Source organism: Synergistota bacterium, from assembly GCA_025060595.1.
Taxonomy (GTDB): domain Bacteria; phylum Synergistota; class GBS-1; order GBS-1; family GBS-1; genus 42-11.
Genome location: JANXBX010000002.1, coordinates 62,318 through 80,031, shown reverse-complemented (window position 1 = coordinate 80,031; position 17,714 = coordinate 62,318). Strand labels below are relative to the sequence as shown.

14 protein-coding genes are annotated in these 17,714 nt (G+C 40.6%); 11 read left to right on the top strand and 3 right to left on the bottom strand.

Going from position 1 to position 17,714, the window contains the following annotated elements:
- The first annotated feature begins 55 nt into the window (after positions 1–55).
- The 5 genes from NZ900_01760 (at position 56) to ilvD (ending at position 5,972) form a co-directional block, all read left to right on the top strand.
- Positions 56–1,069, top strand: a complete 1,014-nt coding sequence (locus NZ900_01760) for a TRAP transporter substrate-binding protein (GenBank protein ID MCS7232818.1) — start codon at positions 56–58, stop codon at positions 1,067–1,069.
- A gap of 70 nt (positions 1,070–1,139) precedes the next feature.
- Positions 1,140–1,646, top strand: a complete 507-nt coding sequence (locus NZ900_01755; GenBank protein ID MCS7232817.1) for a TRAP transporter small permease — start codon at positions 1,140–1,142, stop codon at positions 1,644–1,646.
- Between the two features lie 29 nt (positions 1,647–1,675).
- Positions 1,676–2,959, top strand: coding sequence for a TRAP transporter large permease (locus NZ900_01750; protein MCS7232816.1), 1,284 nt, complete (start codon positions 1,676–1,678; stop codon positions 2,957–2,959).
- 39 nt (positions 2,960–2,998) lie between these two features.
- Positions 2,999–4,282, top strand: coding sequence for a nickel-dependent lactate racemase (gene larA / locus NZ900_01745; protein ID MCS7232815.1), 1,284 nt, complete (start codon positions 2,999–3,001; stop codon positions 4,280–4,282).
- A 13-nt stretch (positions 4,283–4,295) separates the two neighbouring features.
- A complete protein-coding gene (ilvD, locus tag NZ900_01740; GenBank protein MCS7232814.1) occupies positions 4,296–5,972 on the top strand; it encodes a dihydroxy-acid dehydratase in 1,677 nt (558 codons plus the stop codon).
- Here the strand turns inward: ilvD and NZ900_01735 are convergent.
- On the bottom strand, positions 5,959–7,122 hold the full coding sequence (locus NZ900_01735) for a hypothetical protein (GenBank protein MCS7232813.1): 1,164 nt from the start codon (positions 7,120–7,122) through the stop codon (positions 5,959–5,961). The two genes, ilvD and NZ900_01735, sit on opposite strands and share 14 nt — an antisense overlap.
- A 346-nt stretch (positions 7,123–7,468) precedes the next feature.
- Here NZ900_01735 and NZ900_01730 point away from each other — a divergent pair, with 346 nt between their 5' ends.
- The 5 genes from NZ900_01730 (at position 7,469) to NZ900_01710 (ending at position 12,891) form a co-directional block, all read left to right on the top strand.
- The gene (locus tag NZ900_01730; protein ID MCS7232812.1) at positions 7,469–9,469 is read left to right on the top strand and encodes a methyl-accepting chemotaxis protein; all 2,001 of its coding nucleotides are present in this window, start codon (positions 7,469–7,471) and stop codon (positions 9,467–9,469) included.
- Between the two features lie 86 nt (positions 9,470–9,555).
- On the top strand, positions 9,556–10,023 hold the full coding sequence (locus NZ900_01725; protein MCS7232811.1) for a cyclophilin-like fold protein: 468 nt from the start codon (positions 9,556–9,558) through the stop codon (positions 10,021–10,023).
- A gap of 47 nt (positions 10,024–10,070) precedes the next feature.
- Positions 10,071–11,027, top strand: coding sequence for a DUF362 domain-containing protein (locus tag NZ900_01720; protein MCS7232810.1), 957 nt, complete (start codon positions 10,071–10,073; stop codon positions 11,025–11,027).
- Positions 11,020–11,928 (top strand): permease, encoded by a 909-nt coding sequence (locus NZ900_01715; GenBank protein ID MCS7232809.1) that lies wholly within the window; start codon positions 11,020–11,022, stop codon positions 11,926–11,928. Before NZ900_01720 ends, NZ900_01715 begins: the two co-directional genes overlap by 8 nt.
- Before the next feature lie 135 nt (positions 11,929–12,063).
- Complete coding sequence (locus tag NZ900_01710; protein MCS7232808.1) at positions 12,064–12,891, top strand: DUF4198 domain-containing protein; 828 nt, start codon at positions 12,064–12,066, stop codon at positions 12,889–12,891.
- A 13-nt stretch (positions 12,892–12,904) separates the two neighbouring features.
- Here NZ900_01710 and NZ900_01705 read toward each other — a convergent pair whose 3' ends face one another.
- Together NZ900_01705 and NZ900_01700 are read right to left on the bottom strand one after the other, a co-directional pair.
- Positions 12,905–13,873: a WD40 repeat domain-containing protein gene (locus tag NZ900_01705; protein ID MCS7232807.1), complete on the bottom strand. Its 969-nt coding sequence runs from the start codon at positions 13,871–13,873 to the stop codon at positions 12,905–12,907.
- Positions 13,870–17,025: an EAL domain-containing protein gene (locus NZ900_01700; protein ID MCS7232806.1), complete on the bottom strand. Its 3,156-nt coding sequence runs from the start codon at positions 17,023–17,025 to the stop codon at positions 13,870–13,872. The genes NZ900_01705 and NZ900_01700 overlap by 4 nt, the downstream gene beginning before the upstream one ends.
- 167 nt (positions 17,026–17,192) lie before the next feature.
- On the opposite strand from NZ900_01700, the gene NZ900_01695 reads away from it, so the two are divergent.
- Positions 17,193–17,705, top strand: coding sequence for a rubrerythrin family protein (locus NZ900_01695; protein ID MCS7232805.1), 513 nt, complete (start codon positions 17,193–17,195; stop codon positions 17,703–17,705).
- Positions 17,706–17,714 lie beyond the last annotated feature (9 nt).

Here is a 17,714-nt window from a genome sequence, read left to right as displayed (position 1 = left end):
CAAATCTTTAGCTGAGCTGAGGGGGGTAAAATTTAACGTAAAGGAGAGGAGAAAGATGAAGAAGCTAATTTCATTAGTATTGTTGATGGGGTTCGTTTTTATTGCTTTTCCGAGCTTGGTATTAGGACAACCTATAGAGATTAAAGTAGCTAGCGTTCTACCACAGGGGCACTGTCTTGTTGATGCTTGCTTTAAGTTTAAAGAGGAGATTGAGAAGCTCTCAGGTGGCAAGATAGTGGTTAAAGTCTTTCCAAGTGGTCAGTTGGGCAGTGGACGTGAGTTAATCGAAGGTGTACAGATGGGTTCTATTCAGATGTGTGAACATTCATTAGCTCCCTTATCTGGTTTTAGCAAAACGTTCCTTGTATTTAATTTGCCGTATTTATTTAAGACAAGAGAGATTGCATATGAGTTTTTAGATAGCCCTATAGGGGAGGAAATGAAGAGACTTGTTGAAAAAGATGGGATTCTTGTTCTTAGTTTCTGGGAGAACGGTTATCGTCATGTGACAAATAGTAAGCGCCCAATTAAAACTCCTGCGGACCTTAAAGGCTTGAAGATAAGAACTATGGAAAACCCTGTGCATATGGAGGCTTTCAGGCAGATGGGAGCTCTTCCAACCCCTATGGCTTTCGGAGAGGTCTTTACAGCTTTACAGCAGGGTGTTATCGATGGTCAGGAAAACTCCTATTCTAACATGTATGTTATGAAGTTCCATGAGGTACAAAAGTACATTACAGATACTAGTCATTTTTATGATGTGACAGGTTTTATGATAAATCCGAAGTTTTTCTATAGTTTGTCTCCGGATCTTCAGGAGGCTGTTAAAAAGGCAGCTAAGACCGCAACTACCTTCCAGAGGGAAAGAGCTATAACTGATGATGATAAGTTTAGGAAGCTTGTGGCTGAGAAATTGCAGTTTACAGAGCTAACCCCTGAGGAAAGGGCGAAGTTTGCAGAAGCATCGAAAGGCACATATGATGTGTTTAAGAAGGAAATAGGAGAAGAGAATCTTAATAAGATACTAAATGAGTTGAAGAAGATAGAAGAGGCAAGGTCCAAGAAATAAATATCCAGAGGTGAGAGCTGGTGGCCTTCCCCCAAGGGGAGGCCACCCTTTTATCTGGAGGGGAAGTGAAATGAGATCGATGAAGGCTCTTTTAGGGTATTTAGATAATATCGAGGAGTTTTTAGCAGTGACCTTTTTAGCCACTATGTGTGTTTTTATAGGATTACAGATAATATTTAGATATATTTTAAACTGGCCTCTTGCATGGACGGAAGAGCTTGCAAGATATTTATTCGTATGGGTTATCTATCTTGGAGCTAGTATGGCTGTGAGAAGAAAAAGGCACTTAAAGGTAGATATAGTTTTGCTTCTTTTAGGGGAAAAGGGAAAGTTTGTGCTTCGATTGGTATCAAATATGTTATTTTTGTTTTTCTGTGTAGTTATGGCTTATGAGGGAGCTTATCTTGTTTATTCTCTGCAGTTTATTCGACCTCAATATTCCCCAGCAGTGAGGTTTCCTATGTCCTTGGCTTACTTGAGTGTCCTTGTAGGAGTCGTTTTAATGGGCATAGCGTTGATAAGGGATACCGTTTCGTTGGTTAAGGAAAGGAATCTGACCGCAAATTGTAAGAAGTAAGAGCCTTAACCTGGGAGGGGATAGGGAAAATGGTTTTATGGGTGTTGTTAGGGGGGATGGGTTTATTTCTACTGTTAAATGTGCCTGTTGGGATATCTATAGCTTTGGCTGTCATGCTTTATATCTACTTTTTGGGTTCTGTTCCTATGAAGTTTTTGGCTCAAAATCTTTTCACTGCTTGTGACTCTTTCCCCTTGATGGCCATACCGTTTTTTATACTTGCTGGTTCGCTAATGAAGGAAGGAGGGCTTTCTAAAAGGCTTGTGGCCCTTGCGGAAGCCCTTATAGGGTATGTGCCAGGCGGATTTGCATTTGTGACGATCCTTTCTTGTATGTTTTTTGGAGCGGTTTCAGGATCAAGCCCTGCTACCGTAGCTGCAATTGGCTCCATCATGATCCCTGCTATGGTAGAAAGGGGTTACTCCAAGGAGTTTGCAACCGCTCTTGCTGCAGCATCTGGAGGATTGGGAGTAATAATTCCTCCGAGCATCCCGATGGTTGTATATGGAGTGGCAACAGGGGCTTCCATAGGAAAAATGTTTTTAGGGGGATTCGGCCCTGGAGTTGTATTTGGTGGAGCATTAATGGTTTTATCTTATTTTGTTGCTAAAAAGGCAGGCTATGTGGGGTCAGGAGAAAAGTTTAGTATAAAGAAGGTGCTAATTGCTTTTAAAGACGCGATATGGGCTTTAATGATTCCATTGGTTATTTTAGGAGGAATATATAGTGGGGTATTTACTCCTACAGAGGCATCTGTTGTTGCGGTTTTTTACGGTTTCTTTGTGGGTAAATTCGTTTACAAAGAGCTGAGTTGGAGAGATACTATAGAGGCGTTAAAGGATACTGCTGTAATGGTGGGAACTATATTGATAATATTAGGTGCGGGAACCGCTTTTGCTAAGGTGCTTACAATCGAAGGGATTCCTGATAAGATCGTTGCTATGTTTCAAGCATTGACTCAGAATAAGCTTGTCTTGTTGTTATTGATAAATATCTTGTTACTAATTGTTGGTTGTGTTATGGAGACTCTTTCAGCTATACTAATTTTAGGGCCCATTTTGTACAAGGTTGTTGAAGGGTATGGCGTTGATCTAATTCACTTTGGCATCATCATGGTTGTTAACCTGGCGATAGGGTTTATTACTCCTCCTGTAGGGGTAAACTTATTTGTTGCTTGTGGCCTTACAGGTATGAGCTTTGATGTTCTCTCTAAAGCTATATTCCCCTTTGTAATAGCTTTAATCTTTGCTTTGTTTGTTATTACTTACGTTCCATCGATTACCATGTTTATTCCTAAGCTATTGGGTTATTAGGCTTAATTTTTAAGAAGTTTTTAGAAGGAGTGAGTTAACTTGCTTATTAGTCTTCCTGTTAGGAAGGATTTCTTAAATTTTGAGATTCCGGACAGAAACTTTCTAGGGATGATATCCTCCAAGGAGTATCCCCCTATCGAGAACCTTCCTTCTGCTATTCGGGATGCCATAGATAGCCCAATAGGTTGTAGTCCCTTAAGGAAGCTTGTGAAGCCTGGTCAAAAGGTTGTGATAGTAGCTACAGACATAACTAGATATGCCTGTGAGGAGATCATTTTACCTATTTTGCTTAATGAGTTAAATGAATCTGGTATCCCTGATAAAGATATAACCATAGTTGTAGCTACTGGTACTCATAGGCCTAATACTATGGAAGAGTGTGCCAAGATGTATGGTGAGGAAGTATTAAGGAGAGTTAAGGTTATAAACCACTCTCCTTATGATCCTTCATCTTTGGTCTATCTTGGAGAGACGCCTACTTCTCGCATACCTGTGGAAGTAAATAAGTTCGTCTTTGAGGCAGACTTTAGAATAACTACCGGTGTTATAGAACCCCATCTTTTTGCTGGATATAGTGGTGGTATAAAGAGCATAGCCGTTGGTGTTGCTGGCGTTCGAACCATATCTGCTACACATAACATTTCCATGCTTGATCACCCAAAAACTCGCCTTGGTGTAATTGAGGATAACCTCTTTAGAAAGTTTTTGGATGAGGCAGCATGCTTTCTTGGGGTTGACTTTATTATAAATGTCGTTTTAGATGATTATAAAAGGCCTATAAGGATTGTAGCCGGTCATCCTCAAGAGGCTTATTGTGAAGGGGTAAACTTCGCCAAGAAGGTATATGAGGTTGAGGTTAAGGAGCAATCTGAGATAGTTATAGCGATACCTAAATATCCTAAAGATAGGGATCTATATCAGGCAACGAGGGCAGTTAATAATGTTCTTTTTGGCCCTGTTCCCCTAGTTAGAAAGGGGGGCATTATAATTATCCCGGCTCTTTGTGAGGATGGTATAGGACATGAAGGGTATCACATATGGATGAAAAGCGTTAAAACTCCAGAAGAGGCTTTAGAAAAGGCCTACCGTGAGGGATTTGAGCCTGGAGAGCACAAGGCCTTTGTTTTAGCTAAGGCATTAAACTGGGCTGAGATAGTTATGGTTGGTACTAAGGTACCTGAGTTCATATTAAGGGAGCTACTTCTTGAGTATAGACCTACTATGGAAGAGGCTTTAAAGTATGCTTTTAATAAGCTTGGTAAGGATGCCAAAGTTTGGGTTATACCCAATGCTTTGGTAACCATTCCCGTTGTTAAGTTTTAAGGGGGTATGCAAGTTGGAAAAGCTAAGAAGTAGGGTAGTAGTCGAAGGTATAGAGAAGGCCGGTATGAGAGCTTTACTCAAAGCCTGTGGCCTTATAGATGAGGAGATGACCCGTCCCTTTGTTGGTGTCGTTAACTCTTGGAATGAGATGCATCCGGGACATAAGGGATTTCGTCAGATCGCTGAAGCTGTTAAAGAGGGAATAAGGCTCGCTGGTGGGGTTCCCTTTGAATTTAACACTATATCCATATGTGATGGAATAACTCAGGGACACAAGGGAATGTGTTATGTTCTCCCAAGTAGGGAGGTAATAGCGGACTCTATAGAGCTTGTGGTTGAGGCTCAACAGTTGGATGGCTTGGTTTTTATAGCGGCCTGTGACAAGATAGTTCCTGGAATGCTTATGGCGATGATGAGGATTGATATACCTTCGATAATGGTTACTGGCGGTCCCATGGTTCCTGGAAGCTTCAAAGGGAGGAGCTTAGCGGTTTATGAGATAAGAGAGGCTGCAGGGCTATTAAAGCGTGGACTTATGACAGAAGAGGAGTTCAGGGAGATGGAGGAGTGCATATGTCCCACCTTTGGATCATGCTCTATGATGGGTACGGCCAATACCATGTCCTGTGTAGCTGAGGCTTTAGGTTTAACTTTGCCAGGCTGTGCTACAACTCATGCTGTTTATTCAAAAAAGCTTAGAGAAGCTAAGCTTTCTGGAATTCAAGTTATGAAGCTTATAGAAAGCGGCATTAAGCCATCCGATATAGTAACTCAGAATTCCTTTGAGAATGCTATGAGGGTGGTAGTTGCCGTTGGAGGATCGAGCAACTCTCTTCTTCACATACCTGCGATAGCTCGTGAGAGAGGCTTTAGAATTACCCCAGATGATTTTGATAAGATAAGCAAAACTACTCCTCACTTAGTTAACACGAAACCTTCTGGTCCCTACACCCTTAAGGATTTAGATGATGCCGGGGGGATACCTGCGATTATGAGAGAGCTTTCTCCGCTACTTCACTTAGATGAGAGGAATGTTACCTTATCTACCTTGAGAGAGGTGCTTGAGAAAGCTCAGAATCGTAATAAGGAAGTTATACGCTCCCTTGATAATCCGGTTCATAAAGAGGGAAGTCTAGTCATACTTAAGGGCAATTTAGCTCCCAACGGAGCGGTAGTTAAGCAGACGGCTGTATCACCATCTATGAGGGTTCACACGGGTCCAGCTAGAGTCTTTGAGTCTTGTGAAGATGCGGTTCAAGCTATCCTCGGTGGAAAGATAAAAAGGGGAGATGTGATAGTTATTCGCTATGAGGGGCCTCGTGGCGGACCTGGGATGAGAGAGATGCTTTCCGCTACCGCTGCTTTAGTGGGAATGGGATTGGGTGATAGTACTGCCTTGGTAACCGATGGCAGATTTTCGGGTTCCACAAGGGGGCCATGCGTCGGACATGTCTCACCTGAGGCAGCCTCAGGAGGCCCAATAGCTATAGTTCAAGATGGTGACCTTATAACCATAGATATAGATAGAAGAAGGCTTGATCTTAATCTGAGCCCTGAGGAGATAAAACGAAGGCTCGAAAGTTGGAAGCCACCTGCCCCTAAAATTACTAAGGGATATTTAGCTTTATATTCTCAGCTTGTGACTTCAGCTGATGAAGGAGCCGTAATAAGAGTTTCTAAGACGACTTAGAGCCAGTTTTTTCCTTTAAAAGAAACTCCCACCTATAAATGTCATCTTTACACTCTCTTGCGTCTTGGGCATCTGGAGAGAGCTCTAAGTAATAGCTCATATTTTCTATAGCTTGTTCATAGAGTTCAAGAGCACCGTAACATTTCGCAATGCCCTTAAAGGCTATAGGTGTAAAGGGTGCTACATGTAAGGCCTTTTTGCACTCTTCTAGAGATTCTTTAAACCTTTTCCTTTCGAATAGCATGCTTGCAACTACAATGTGCTTTCTTGCTTCCTCTGGTAGCTCTCTAAGTTTAGGCTCCTTTTTAAATATGGAGCTTACGCGAGATATGATTTTCTTCCTTTCGCTGATATTACTTAGGTTAAAGACAGCTTGGTATATTTTTAGCGCTTCAGATAGCTTATTCGCTTTTTCAAAGCTATAGGCTCTATCTAAATCCTTAGCTAAATAGGGAGTTAGTGATGCTTCAAAAGCTTTAATTAGATCCTGAATAAATGCGCTTTTTGATCTCAAGAGCTTGTTTGATATCCTTTCGTATGCCTTTCTTGAGCTTTCTATATCTCCTGTTTTTGCGTAGGCTATTGCTATTATGAGATTGTCCATATCGTCATCATCCTCTGAGAGCTCTTTAAGCGCATCTTTATCAAGTAGTATAATGGCTGAGGCTCTCTTAAACCAGATATCGCTTTCCTTCGCCTTCAGGATAGTTTCCTTTGCGATTTCATTTTCACCTAATAGAAAGTATAAGATGCTCTTAAGACCTGAGTTATCTATCTTCTTTAGAGCCTCTTTATATTGTCCTTTATTCAGCTCTTCAATGGAGAAAATGTCGATGGTTTCTCCTTTTAAGAACTTCCTCATGTCCTTTATTCGGGTTTTAAGCCTCTTTTTAAGCTCCTCAGGTAGGTTTTCAAAGTCAGCTTTTCCATAAAGCTCATAGTTTTTATCCAACGCTTTCTTATGCTGCTCTGATGGAAGATAATAGTGTTCTAATACCTCTCCTGATGATGAGATCGTTAGTACGAATCCATCTGGAAAGTAAGCTTTGAAAAACCCGTCGCTTACCTTAAGCCTTTTACAGGACTCTTCAGCTATCGAGCATGGAAAGTATGTAATTACGACTTTCTCTTCCGGTACGAACTTCCACATCGCTGCCTCTTTCAGAACTTGGGGGTTTTGAGAGGTTGATTGTTGGGCAAAAGCATAGATGATATTTACGCCTAACGATAACGTTAACATTAGCAAGCAAAAAAGCTTTTTAATCTGTCTCACCCCTTTTTATTGTTTTTTAAGTATGATATCACAAGTTAAGTTGGCTTTAAATCCGATCTAATCGGTTTAGAAAATTTTTTTAATAAATCGCCGTTTTAATAAGCATCCCAAGTCCTTTAAGCTTCCCGTTCGTATTGAAATTATAAGTTTGATCCATTATAATTACCATAAATAATTATAATAATATTGAATTGATTCCATAGCTGAGAGGAGATGGGCTTTGATGAGTTTGAGAAATAAGATGCTTTTGAGCGTATTGGCACCGGTCGCAGTCCTGCTAGTTATAGTGGCCATTTTCATTAATTATGGGGTGAAATCCTCTATGGTTGATGTCTTAGAGAAATCTGCCATAAAGGTGGCTGTCTCTTCCGCTGGTCTTATAAGCGAATGGATTGACGGTATAGTTAAGGAGACAAGGCTTTTCTCTCAAAGAGCTGTAGTTGTAAATGCTCTTAAGACGGGAGAATATAGGGATTTGATTGAGAAGGATTTGGCTGTCAGAGCTAAAGAAAGGCCCTACATAGATTCTTTTCTGTTAGCTTATCCGGATGGCAGTGCCATAGATACCTTTGGAGGTGAAGTTAATGTAGCTGATTTAACCTGGTTTATAAAGACCGTGCGTGAGGGCTTAGATATTTTTGTGAGCGATGCCTTTACGTCAAGAGGTACTGGAAGGACGATATTTGCGGTAGCTGCATCGGTAAAGGATGAAAAAGGTAAGATAATAGGAGCTTTTAGATCGGCAGTTCCAATTGATAGTCTTAGGCGATTTTTAGAAGAGGCCCGTATTACTAAAAATACATTGGTATGGTTAATCGATTCAAGTGGAAGCGTGATCTCAGATACATCTGGCGTTTATACCTTGAAGCTGAATATTAAGTGGGCTTCTAGAGAGGGCCTTGAGGAACTAGAAAAGGTTTCGAGTAAGCTTTTATCTGGAGATATCGGATATATCAAATTAAAGATGCCGGATGGCTCAGCAGGATATTGTTTCTATTCACCTGTTAAGGCTGTGAAAGGTTGGACTTTAACTGTTCTTATACCAGAGGAAGAGGTGATGTTAGAGGCTAATAAGCTTAATAGAACTATTATTGTAGCCTTCGCTGTGCTTTTGGCTTTGATATCGGTAGTATTATTCTTTATAAGCTCGTCAATAGCTAAACCTATTAGAGTTCTTGTTGAAAAGATTCTTCAGTTTGGTAAGGGTGATCTCACAGTTAAATTTGAGACCAAGGGTAGCGGTGAAATTGCTAAATTAGCCATTGCCTTGAATCAAATGTCTGATGCTCTTAAGGAATACTTAAGGAATATAAGTGAAGCTTCCAGGAAAATAGATAGTTTCTCGCAGACGCTTAAGGATGTATCTCATCAGATAGTTAGTTCGGCTCAAGAGGCATCCTCGCAAGTAGAAGAGGTAAACAAAAGCATTCAAGACATTTCGGCTTCTGTGGAGGAGGTTACGAGTGGGATAGAGCAGGTTGCGGCTAGTGCTCAGAATGTTTCTAAGGCGGCTCAGGAGCTTTCTGAGAGGTCTAATGAGGTTAGTGGTGCTGCGAGGGAGGGTGACACACTTATAAAGAATGTAGCTAATATGATATTGCAGGTGAGGGAGAAGATAGAGCAGACTGCCAAGATAATGTCTGGTTTAAGTGAGAAGGCGAAGAATATAGTGGTTATAGTAGGTACTATAAACTCTATAGCGGAGCAGACCAATCTTTTAGCTTTGAATGCTGCGATAGAGGCTGCTAGGGCTGGGGAAGCTGGGCGTGGTTTTGCTGTTGTGGCGGATGAGATTAGGAAGCTTGCTGAAAGTAGTAGGGAGGCTACTAGCAGGATTGCGCAGATACTGAATGAGGTTAGTCAGGGTGCTCAGGTGGCTGATGGTTCTATAAGGGAGACTGTTTCAGTTTTTGAGAGGGTGGTATCTCAGTCGGAGCAGGTGTTGAGGCAGTTTAATAGGATCATGGATGAGATAAGTAGGATTGGATCTCAGATAGAGAGCTTAGCGGCTGCTGCTGAGGAGCAGAGTGCTGCATCTCAGGAGATGTCGAGTGCTATGGATACTTCGACGAGGTCTATAACGGATATAGCTCAGCAGGTTGAGCAGATAGCCAGATTTGTTGGGGAGCAGGCTAAGGAGATACAGAGTTTAGCTGATCTTTCTGTGGAGCTTTCTTCTATAGCGGATAATTTATCTGATTTATTGAGGAAGTTTAAGGTTTGAGTATTTCCTAATTATTAGTGATTATTGTAAACTTTTGTGTTTATGTGTTAGAATATTTGTTAGGTTTACTGTGTGTGGTGAGTTTGATGTCTTACCGAGTATTGTTTTTAGTTGTTTTGCCTTTGGTTATTACTTTAGCCTTTTTTGAATTGCCATCTATGTGTGAAGGGGAAACCACTTTAAGGGTGCGCATAGGAGCGGGTGATAAGTTTTTGTTCTTTGAGCTTAATGATAGCCCTATGGCAAAGGAATTTTACTCTCTTTTGCCCTTAAAGGTGAAGGTAACAGATTTCGCCGGTAAAGAGAAGATCTTTCAATTACCCAGAAAGCTTAATACGCAGGGTGCTCCTGAAGCTAAGCCTGTTGTTGGAACGATCGCTTATTATGCTCCATGGGGCAATATAGCTATATTTTATAGTGATTCTAACCCTGCAAGTGGGTTGTTTGAGCTTGGGCGTTGTGTTGCGGGAACGGATTACATAAGGGATCTGGAAGGAACGATCGTAGTGGAGAGGGTAGAAACTTTACCAGATAAGTATATGTGTCCAAGATAGAGATAGAGGGGGTCCCCTAGGGTGGGCGAAAGGGGTGAGGTATGACTATGAGGGGTAAAATCTTTATTGCAACTATTCTGATTATAGTAGCCTTCTTTGCTTTTACAGTATATGGTAGCGATGTTAATTTACCAAGAGTATATATGACTACCGATATTAGCCCGAAGGGTTTAATGGCTATTTATAAAGCTTTAGGACGTGAGGCGAAGGGTAGGGTAGCTGTTAAGATCCATATGGGGGAACCAGGAAACAAGAACTTTCTATCTCCTAATTTAATAAAGGATCTAGTTCAGCATGTTAAGGGCACGATTGTAGAGTGTAACTCTGCCTTTGGTGGGCCTCGCGCTAGCACGATGACACATCTTCAAGTTGCTAAGGATCATGGATTTTCTGCTATTGCCAAGGTGGATATTATGGATGCTGAGGGGTCTATAAGTTTACCCGTTAAGAATGGGAAGCATCTGGATGAGATTCTTGTAGGTTCGCGCTATAAAAATTATGACTTTTTTATTATCCTATCTCACTTTAAGGGACATCTAATGGCAGGTTTTGGCGGTGCAATAAAAAACATGGCTGTGGGTATTGCTTCAGCTCCAGGAAAGATTATGATCCACACTGCTGGAGCATCTAAGAGGACTGCAGGATTTGTTTTCAGCTTAGTTACATCGCAAAATTCCTTTCTGGAATCTATGGCTGAGGCTGCTAAGGCCATAGCTGATGACCTTGGAGAGAGGGTAGTATATATAAACGTGATGAATCGTTTATCTGTAGATTGCGATTGCTTTTCAAATGCCTCAGAGCCAGATATGCATGATATAGGTATACTTGGGTCGCTTGATCCTGTAGCTTTAGATAAGGCTTGTGTGGACCTTGTTTTTTCGGCACCTGATGGGCAATCGCTTGTTAGGCGCATTCAATCTAGAAACGGTACCTATATGTTAGAGTATGCGGAGAGGATAGGGTTAGGTAGTCAAAAATATGTGTTAGTGAGAATTGATGGCTGAAATACTTGAGCGAGAGTTTATCTATCTATGGTATTACTTCCTCATTATGTTCGAGCAGATAGCCCCTTACTGGCTTTTCGGTATCATTACAGGATCCTTTATTTCATCTTTCGGTGGGGAAAGGGTTCACCAGTTGCTTTTGGTTTTGCAAGGTAGAAGAATTGGAATATCAGGTCTAATTTTAGCGAGCCTGCTTGGAATAGCATCACCTATATGTGCTTATGGAACCATTCCCATTTTGGCTTCGCTTTCCAGAAAGGGTTTAAGGGACGATTGGCTTGGAGCTTTCATGATGAGCTCTATTTTGCTTAATCCCCAGCTTCTTGTTTATAGCATAGTTCTTGGTAAAGCTGTGCTTATCACACGTTTTATATCCTGCTTTACTTGTGGGGTTTTAATGGGGCTTTTAATTAGGTTTCTTTATAGATATGATAAATTCTTTAACTTTTCTAGCTTTTTGGAACCCGTGGGAGGATGTAAAAGCTCTAGTGGGGTATTTCTATTGCTTAAAAACGTTTTTAAGAACGTTAAAGCAACCTGGCTAAATCTTCTTATTGGTATATTCCTTTCCGTGCTTTTTCAGCTTTATGTGCCGAAGGAGGATTTTGCCAACCTTTTTGGGAGCTATAGGGGCTTTGGGGTTTTAATGGCTGCAGGGCTTGGCGTTCCTCTTTATATATGTGGTGGGGGAACCATTCCGCTGATAATGGAGTGGCTGGATAAAGGTATGAGCTTGGGAGCAGTTACAGCCTTCATGATAGTTGGTCCAGCTACGAAGTTTACTAATCTCGGAGCGATCAAGGTTATATTGGACGCTCGGCATTTTATGATTTATCTGTTGTACGTTTCCTTATTTGCCATTCTATCAGGTTTATTGGTAAATAAGCTTTTAATTGGATAAACGGTCGAAAGTTAAGCGATCGCTTGCTAACGTTCCCTCAAATTAGCTTAATCTAAAAGATACTTGACACCTCTCTCTTTAGGTTGTATGATAACACATGATTAATCAAAGGTAGCACTAAAGGAGGGGATCAATATGAAAAGGCTTTCGGTTGCGTTATCTTTAGTGGTAATCTTATCTTTTGCTTGTCCCTCATTTGCTCACTTTCAGCTCTTAATACCTTCTAAGGTTTTTGTTGAGGGTTCTCCCCAAAAGTTAGAGTTTTTTATGCCCTTTACTCATCCTATGGAGGGCGGTCCTATAATGGATGTGGAAAGGCCGGCCGAATTTGGGTTCTCTCTTAAGGGTGAAAGAAAGGTTTTGAAAGACGCCATTAAAGCTGTTGAGGTTGAAGTTTTTCCCTCTTGGCATCCTGACTATAAGGATAATAGGGGGAAGAAAGCCCGAGCTTATAAGGCTGAGGTTTTGATCGATAAGCCTGGTGATTATATCTTTTATCTTATTCCTCAACCCTATTTTGAATCGCAGGAGGGACGCTTTATCTGGCAAATTACAAAGGTGATTGTTAATGCCTTCGGTGCCGAGGAGGGATGGGATAGACCTCTGGGGCTTAAAGCTGAAATAGTTCCATTGGTTAAGCCTTATGCTCTATGGGTAGGTAATGAGTTTAAGGGGAAGGTTTTGATAGATGGAAAACCCGCCTCTAATATCGATGTGGAGATTGAGTATTATAATGAGGATGGAAAGATTAAGGATATTCCGTCGGATGCCTTTGTAACGCAGGTAGTAAAGACCGATGAAAATGGTATCTTCTCCTATGTGATTCCATGGGCAGGTTGGTGGGGTTTTGCTGCGATAGGTGAGGGTGGAGAGAGGGAACACCAAAGCAAAAGATATCCTATTGAGCTTGACGCGGTTATATGGATTAAAGCTTTCCCGGTTCCTGAAGGGGTTAAAAGGTAATGGAATTTTAACTTTACCTTACTTTCCACATCTTTATAGTTTTGTAGTCACCGCCTGAAACTAGGTATTTTCCATCAGGGGATATGGCTATAACGTTTATGGGCTCTCCATGTTCTATTATATAGGAGATTTTCTTGGTCTTTGGATTCCATAAGGTGATCTTTCCTAAGTCATCTCCTGAAGCTATATAGGTTCCATCAGGAGACATGGCTAAGGATATTATGAATATGTCTTTCTCTTCAACCTTCAGGGAAACCGTTTCTTTTCCTGTCTTAAGATCCCAAACTTTTATAACTCCATCCTCATAGGCTGAAAGAGCGTATCTCCCATCTTGAGAGAAGGAAAGGGCGTAAATATCCTTGGGGCCTAACGAAATGCTTAGGATTTCCTCTCCCTTCTCTATACTCCAGATCTTTATATATTGATTGTTTCTTAGAAAGCCTCCGGAAAGTATATATCTTTCATCAGGTGAGAACGCTAAGGCTACAAATTGAGCTCTATGATCGGAGAAGCTTCTTAATTCCTCTCCTGTTTGAACATCGAATAATCTCACCTTTCCATCGTAATAGTCGCTTGTTAAGGCGTATTTGCCGTTTGGGGATATAGATACCCCGGATACGGAAGATACATGTCCCGTTAGGCTTTTTATCTCTTGTCCTGTTTTTAAGTCTATTATTTTAGCGGTCTTTTCGCTAGCTACAATTACATACCTTCCATTTTTGGATACCGCAAGGCTGTTAAAGCTATTGCTTTTAACATTAAACCTGTAAATCTCCTTTCCCTCTATGATATCCCATATCTTAAGTGTTCCATCCCTACCGCTTGATATAAGTAATCTACCCTCCGGAAAGAAGGCGATAGATGTTACCCCATTATCATGTGCCTTAACGGTCTTGATTTCTTGGATTGTCTGTGCATTAACCTCGAAAGCCATCCCTATTACTGCTAGAAAAAACGCGATTAAAAACAACCTTTTTCTCATGTTTTTAATCTCCTTTCCAATAGGAGTTTTTCTACCTCCTCTTCTGTCAAGGGCTTTGAGAGTAAGAAGCCTTGGACGTAGGTGCAACCCATTTCTTGAAGTATCTCAAGCTCTTTTTGAGTTTCTACTCCTTCTGCGACAGTCTCAACTCCTAGGTCCTTAGAAAGGTTTATCACGTTTTTAATTATTATCCTCTTTCTAAGGTTTTCTGTCAAACCGCTAACGAGGGAGATATCAACCTTCAGTATATCTATGGGTAGGCTGGTTAACTGCGCTAAGGAGGAGTATCCAGTTCCAAAATCATCTAAAACTAGTTTTATATTTTCACATTCTCTGAGCCTTTTGTGGATAGTGGAAAGCGTAGCGTAATTTTCAACGAAGGCTCTTTCCGTAATTTCTATGTTTATGGGTGATATATTGCACACCTTTAACAGCCTTTCCCAGAATTCCCAATCATCTAAGGTTTTAGCGGAGATATTTACTGAGATGGGAAGATTCCATTTTTGAGTTCTCTTCATTGCTTCCGTAATAGCCCAGTCTTCAAAGGGTCTTAGGAATCTGCTATTTTCGAGATAATCTATGAACATCCTCGGACTATATATGGTTCCTTTTTCGTCCTTTATTCTAACTAGGGCTTCGAAGCCAGATAAGCTTAAATCCCTTGCTCTGTAATATGGTTGGTAATGGAATATGAAAAGCCCTTTGTTTATAGCTTTTTCAACTAATCTTGATGCGGAAAGATACTCCTTTACTTTATCTTCAAGGCTTGGTTCAAAGAATCTTATTTCCCCTTCACCAGCCTTTTTCGCTTCAAGTAGCGCTAAGCTTGCTTTTTCTATTAGCTCCTCAATAGTCCTACCATCCCTTGGATAAAGGACAGTACCTATGTTAGTGGATAGGAATACTTCCTTACCTTCCATATCGAAGGGTTTAGAAAAGGTCTCATTAATTTTTTCTATCGTTATTATCGCCTCTTTCTCTTCCTTTAGAGGACCGCATATTATTCCAAAGCTATCGGCTGATATTCTTGAGATTATTCCTCTATTTTTTATCTCCTCTTTTAATCTTTCTCCCACTTTTTTAAGCAAGACATCCCCGCTTTCTATGCCGTAGATCCTATTTATTGAGGAGAAGTTATAGAGATCTATTATCGCTAGGAAGTAGATATCGGAGTTTCTTAAAAGCTCTTTTCCTCTGATAAGGAAGGTCTTGTTGTTAAATAGGCCGGTAACCGGATCGTAAAGAGTTAATCTCTCTAAGTCTGAGGATAGCATGACCTCGCGGGTTACATCTAGCCCTACGCTTATGAATCTTAATGTTCCATCTGGGAGCTTAAGGGGATATATGGTTTGTTCAAGGTGGAATATCTCTTTCCCCTTTTTTCTGTTTATGAATGTGCTGTGAAAGGTTTTTCCAGATAAAATCTTTTCCCATAGCTCTTGGTAGAATTCCTTCGAGTGGTATCCAGACTTAAATATGTTGGGCTTTTCTCCTAGTAGTTCTTCTTTACTATAGCCAGATATTTTAGAAACAGCATCATTCACATATATAATTTTTCCTTCCTTATCAGTGATCATAACCCAAGATGCGTTTTCTAAGGTTTTAATGGCAAGCAGGCTCTGCCTCAGCTCTTCCATTCTCTTTAAAGCAAACTCGATGTCTGATTTTATTTCCTCCAGTACAGCTTTGTTTTCCTCCTCAAAGAAGAGAGGCTCTGAAGCATAGAGATTTAAGATGTAGGATACTTTGTTGTCCTTCTTAATAGGGATCGCTACTGATGAGAGATACCCTCGCTTAAGCATGCTTTCTTTCCACTGGGTTGTTATATATGCCTTTCTTGTATCGGGGTTTATAACAATCCTATTCTCTTTATACGCTATACAGGTAACTCCTTCATCCTCTTCTCTTATTGATATCTTTAGCTCTTGTAGGTAACCATCCTCATATCCGTAATGATATATCGGATTTATGATTTCACTCTCTGCATCATGTACTCCTATCCAAACGAATCTAAGCCCCATGTCATATACCAGGGTCCTACATACCCTTTCAAAGAGCTCTTCCTCTAAGATAGACTCTGTGATTATCTTGTTTATGCTCTTTAAAAGGGTGTAAAGGTTCTCGAGCCTCTTTCTTTTCGTTATATCAATAAGCAGTGCTATTTTGTAGTAATCGCCATGGTAAAGTATGTCCTCTATGAAGGTTAAGGTCCAAAGGGTGGTTCCGTCGCCTTTTAAAAGAGGGATCTCTAAGGGGACGATCGATCCCTTTTTGTTGCCTGACATCGCTCTTTCTATAGATGTTCTTATAATCTCCCCATATTCTGGGGCGATCAATTTCTCCGCTACTTTAGTCGTTTCGGCTCCTAATATCTCCTCTTTCTTATAACCGGTTAGCTTGAGAGCGCCTTCGCTTGCATATACGATCTTATCCTTATATATTAATATTCCTATTTGAGATGTTTTATCAAGGGTTTTCGCTATGTTTGAGTAAGACCAAAGCTTGATAAACTTGTCAAACTCATCAAAGAGCTTTAAAGAGCTGCTTATGTCTTTTTCCTGAAGCTCTTCTATATCTTCGAAAGAAAGCAAAGCCTCTTTTATGCTTTCATAAAGTTGGGGACGCACTACAAACATGTGACAGCTCTCAAAAATGTAGCTCTTGATGATCTTAAAATCTCTTTTTTCTTCTTCCTCTATTTCTTTCCAAGTTTCATCGTACATTACGCTTGCGTGAACTTTGCCATTTTTAAGGAGGAGAAAAGCATCGTAAAAGTTGTTTGTAAAGATCAGCTTTATGTTTTCTATATCTAGGCTTAAAAGAACGTAACCCGCTGGCCTTAAAAAAGGAAGGGCTACTAAGATTTCTCCTTGCGGTGGATCTTCCTTCATTATTAGAAAGAAGCTATCCCTCTGCCCTTTAAACTTTGCTACAGGAATATACCCTTGACTAAGGAAGCTCTTGATATAACGTGGACCTGTATAGTAAAGATCGTGCTCTCCTTTTTCGAGGTACCTATCCCATTCTTTAAAGCTCTGGGTGATTTCAAGGTTTACCGGTTGCTTTACTTTTTCTTCAAGCTCTTTTGCAAACCTTTTCCACTTCTCTATTCCTTTTGATATATCGTGAGGACATACACTAAGCCTTATCATGTTCTTTCCCTTTAGATATCAATGCTATTTTATTTTAAAACACCTTGTTTGTCAATGAAAGACAGCCTTCTCTTATGAGGATCTTAAGGAGTTTAGGTTTTATATCAATTTAAATTAAATTTTATGTTATAATACTGCTAAAGGTTTCTACAAGGGAGGTGTTTGCCTTGAGGGAAATGACCAAGAAGTTTCTTCACGATGCCTTTGCTGGTGAGAGTATGGCCCACATGAAGTATCTCATCTTCGCTGATGAGGCTGAAAAGAGAGGCTTAATTAAGCTGGCTAATCTTTTTAGGGCCATAGCTTATGCGGAGTATGTTCATGCAAGGAATCATTATAGGGAACTGGGCTTAATTTATCAAAGTATGGGTGATAACGTTCAGCAATGTATAGATGGGGAGACCTTTGAGATAGAGGAGATGTATCCTGTTTATAACAATGCCGCTTTATTCCAAAATGAAAAGGGTGCGGAAAGGAGCACAAGATTTGCTTGGGAGGCTGAAAAGATTCATGCTGAGATGTATAAGAGGGCAAAAGATCTTATACTAAAGAACGAGGATTATACCGCATCTAAGGTCTTTATATGTCCTGTCTGTGGTCATACGGTGGAGGATGCTCCTCCGGAGAAGTGTCCTGTGTGTGGTGCTGACAAGTCCTTATATAAGGGGTTTGCAATTTAAGTTAAAACT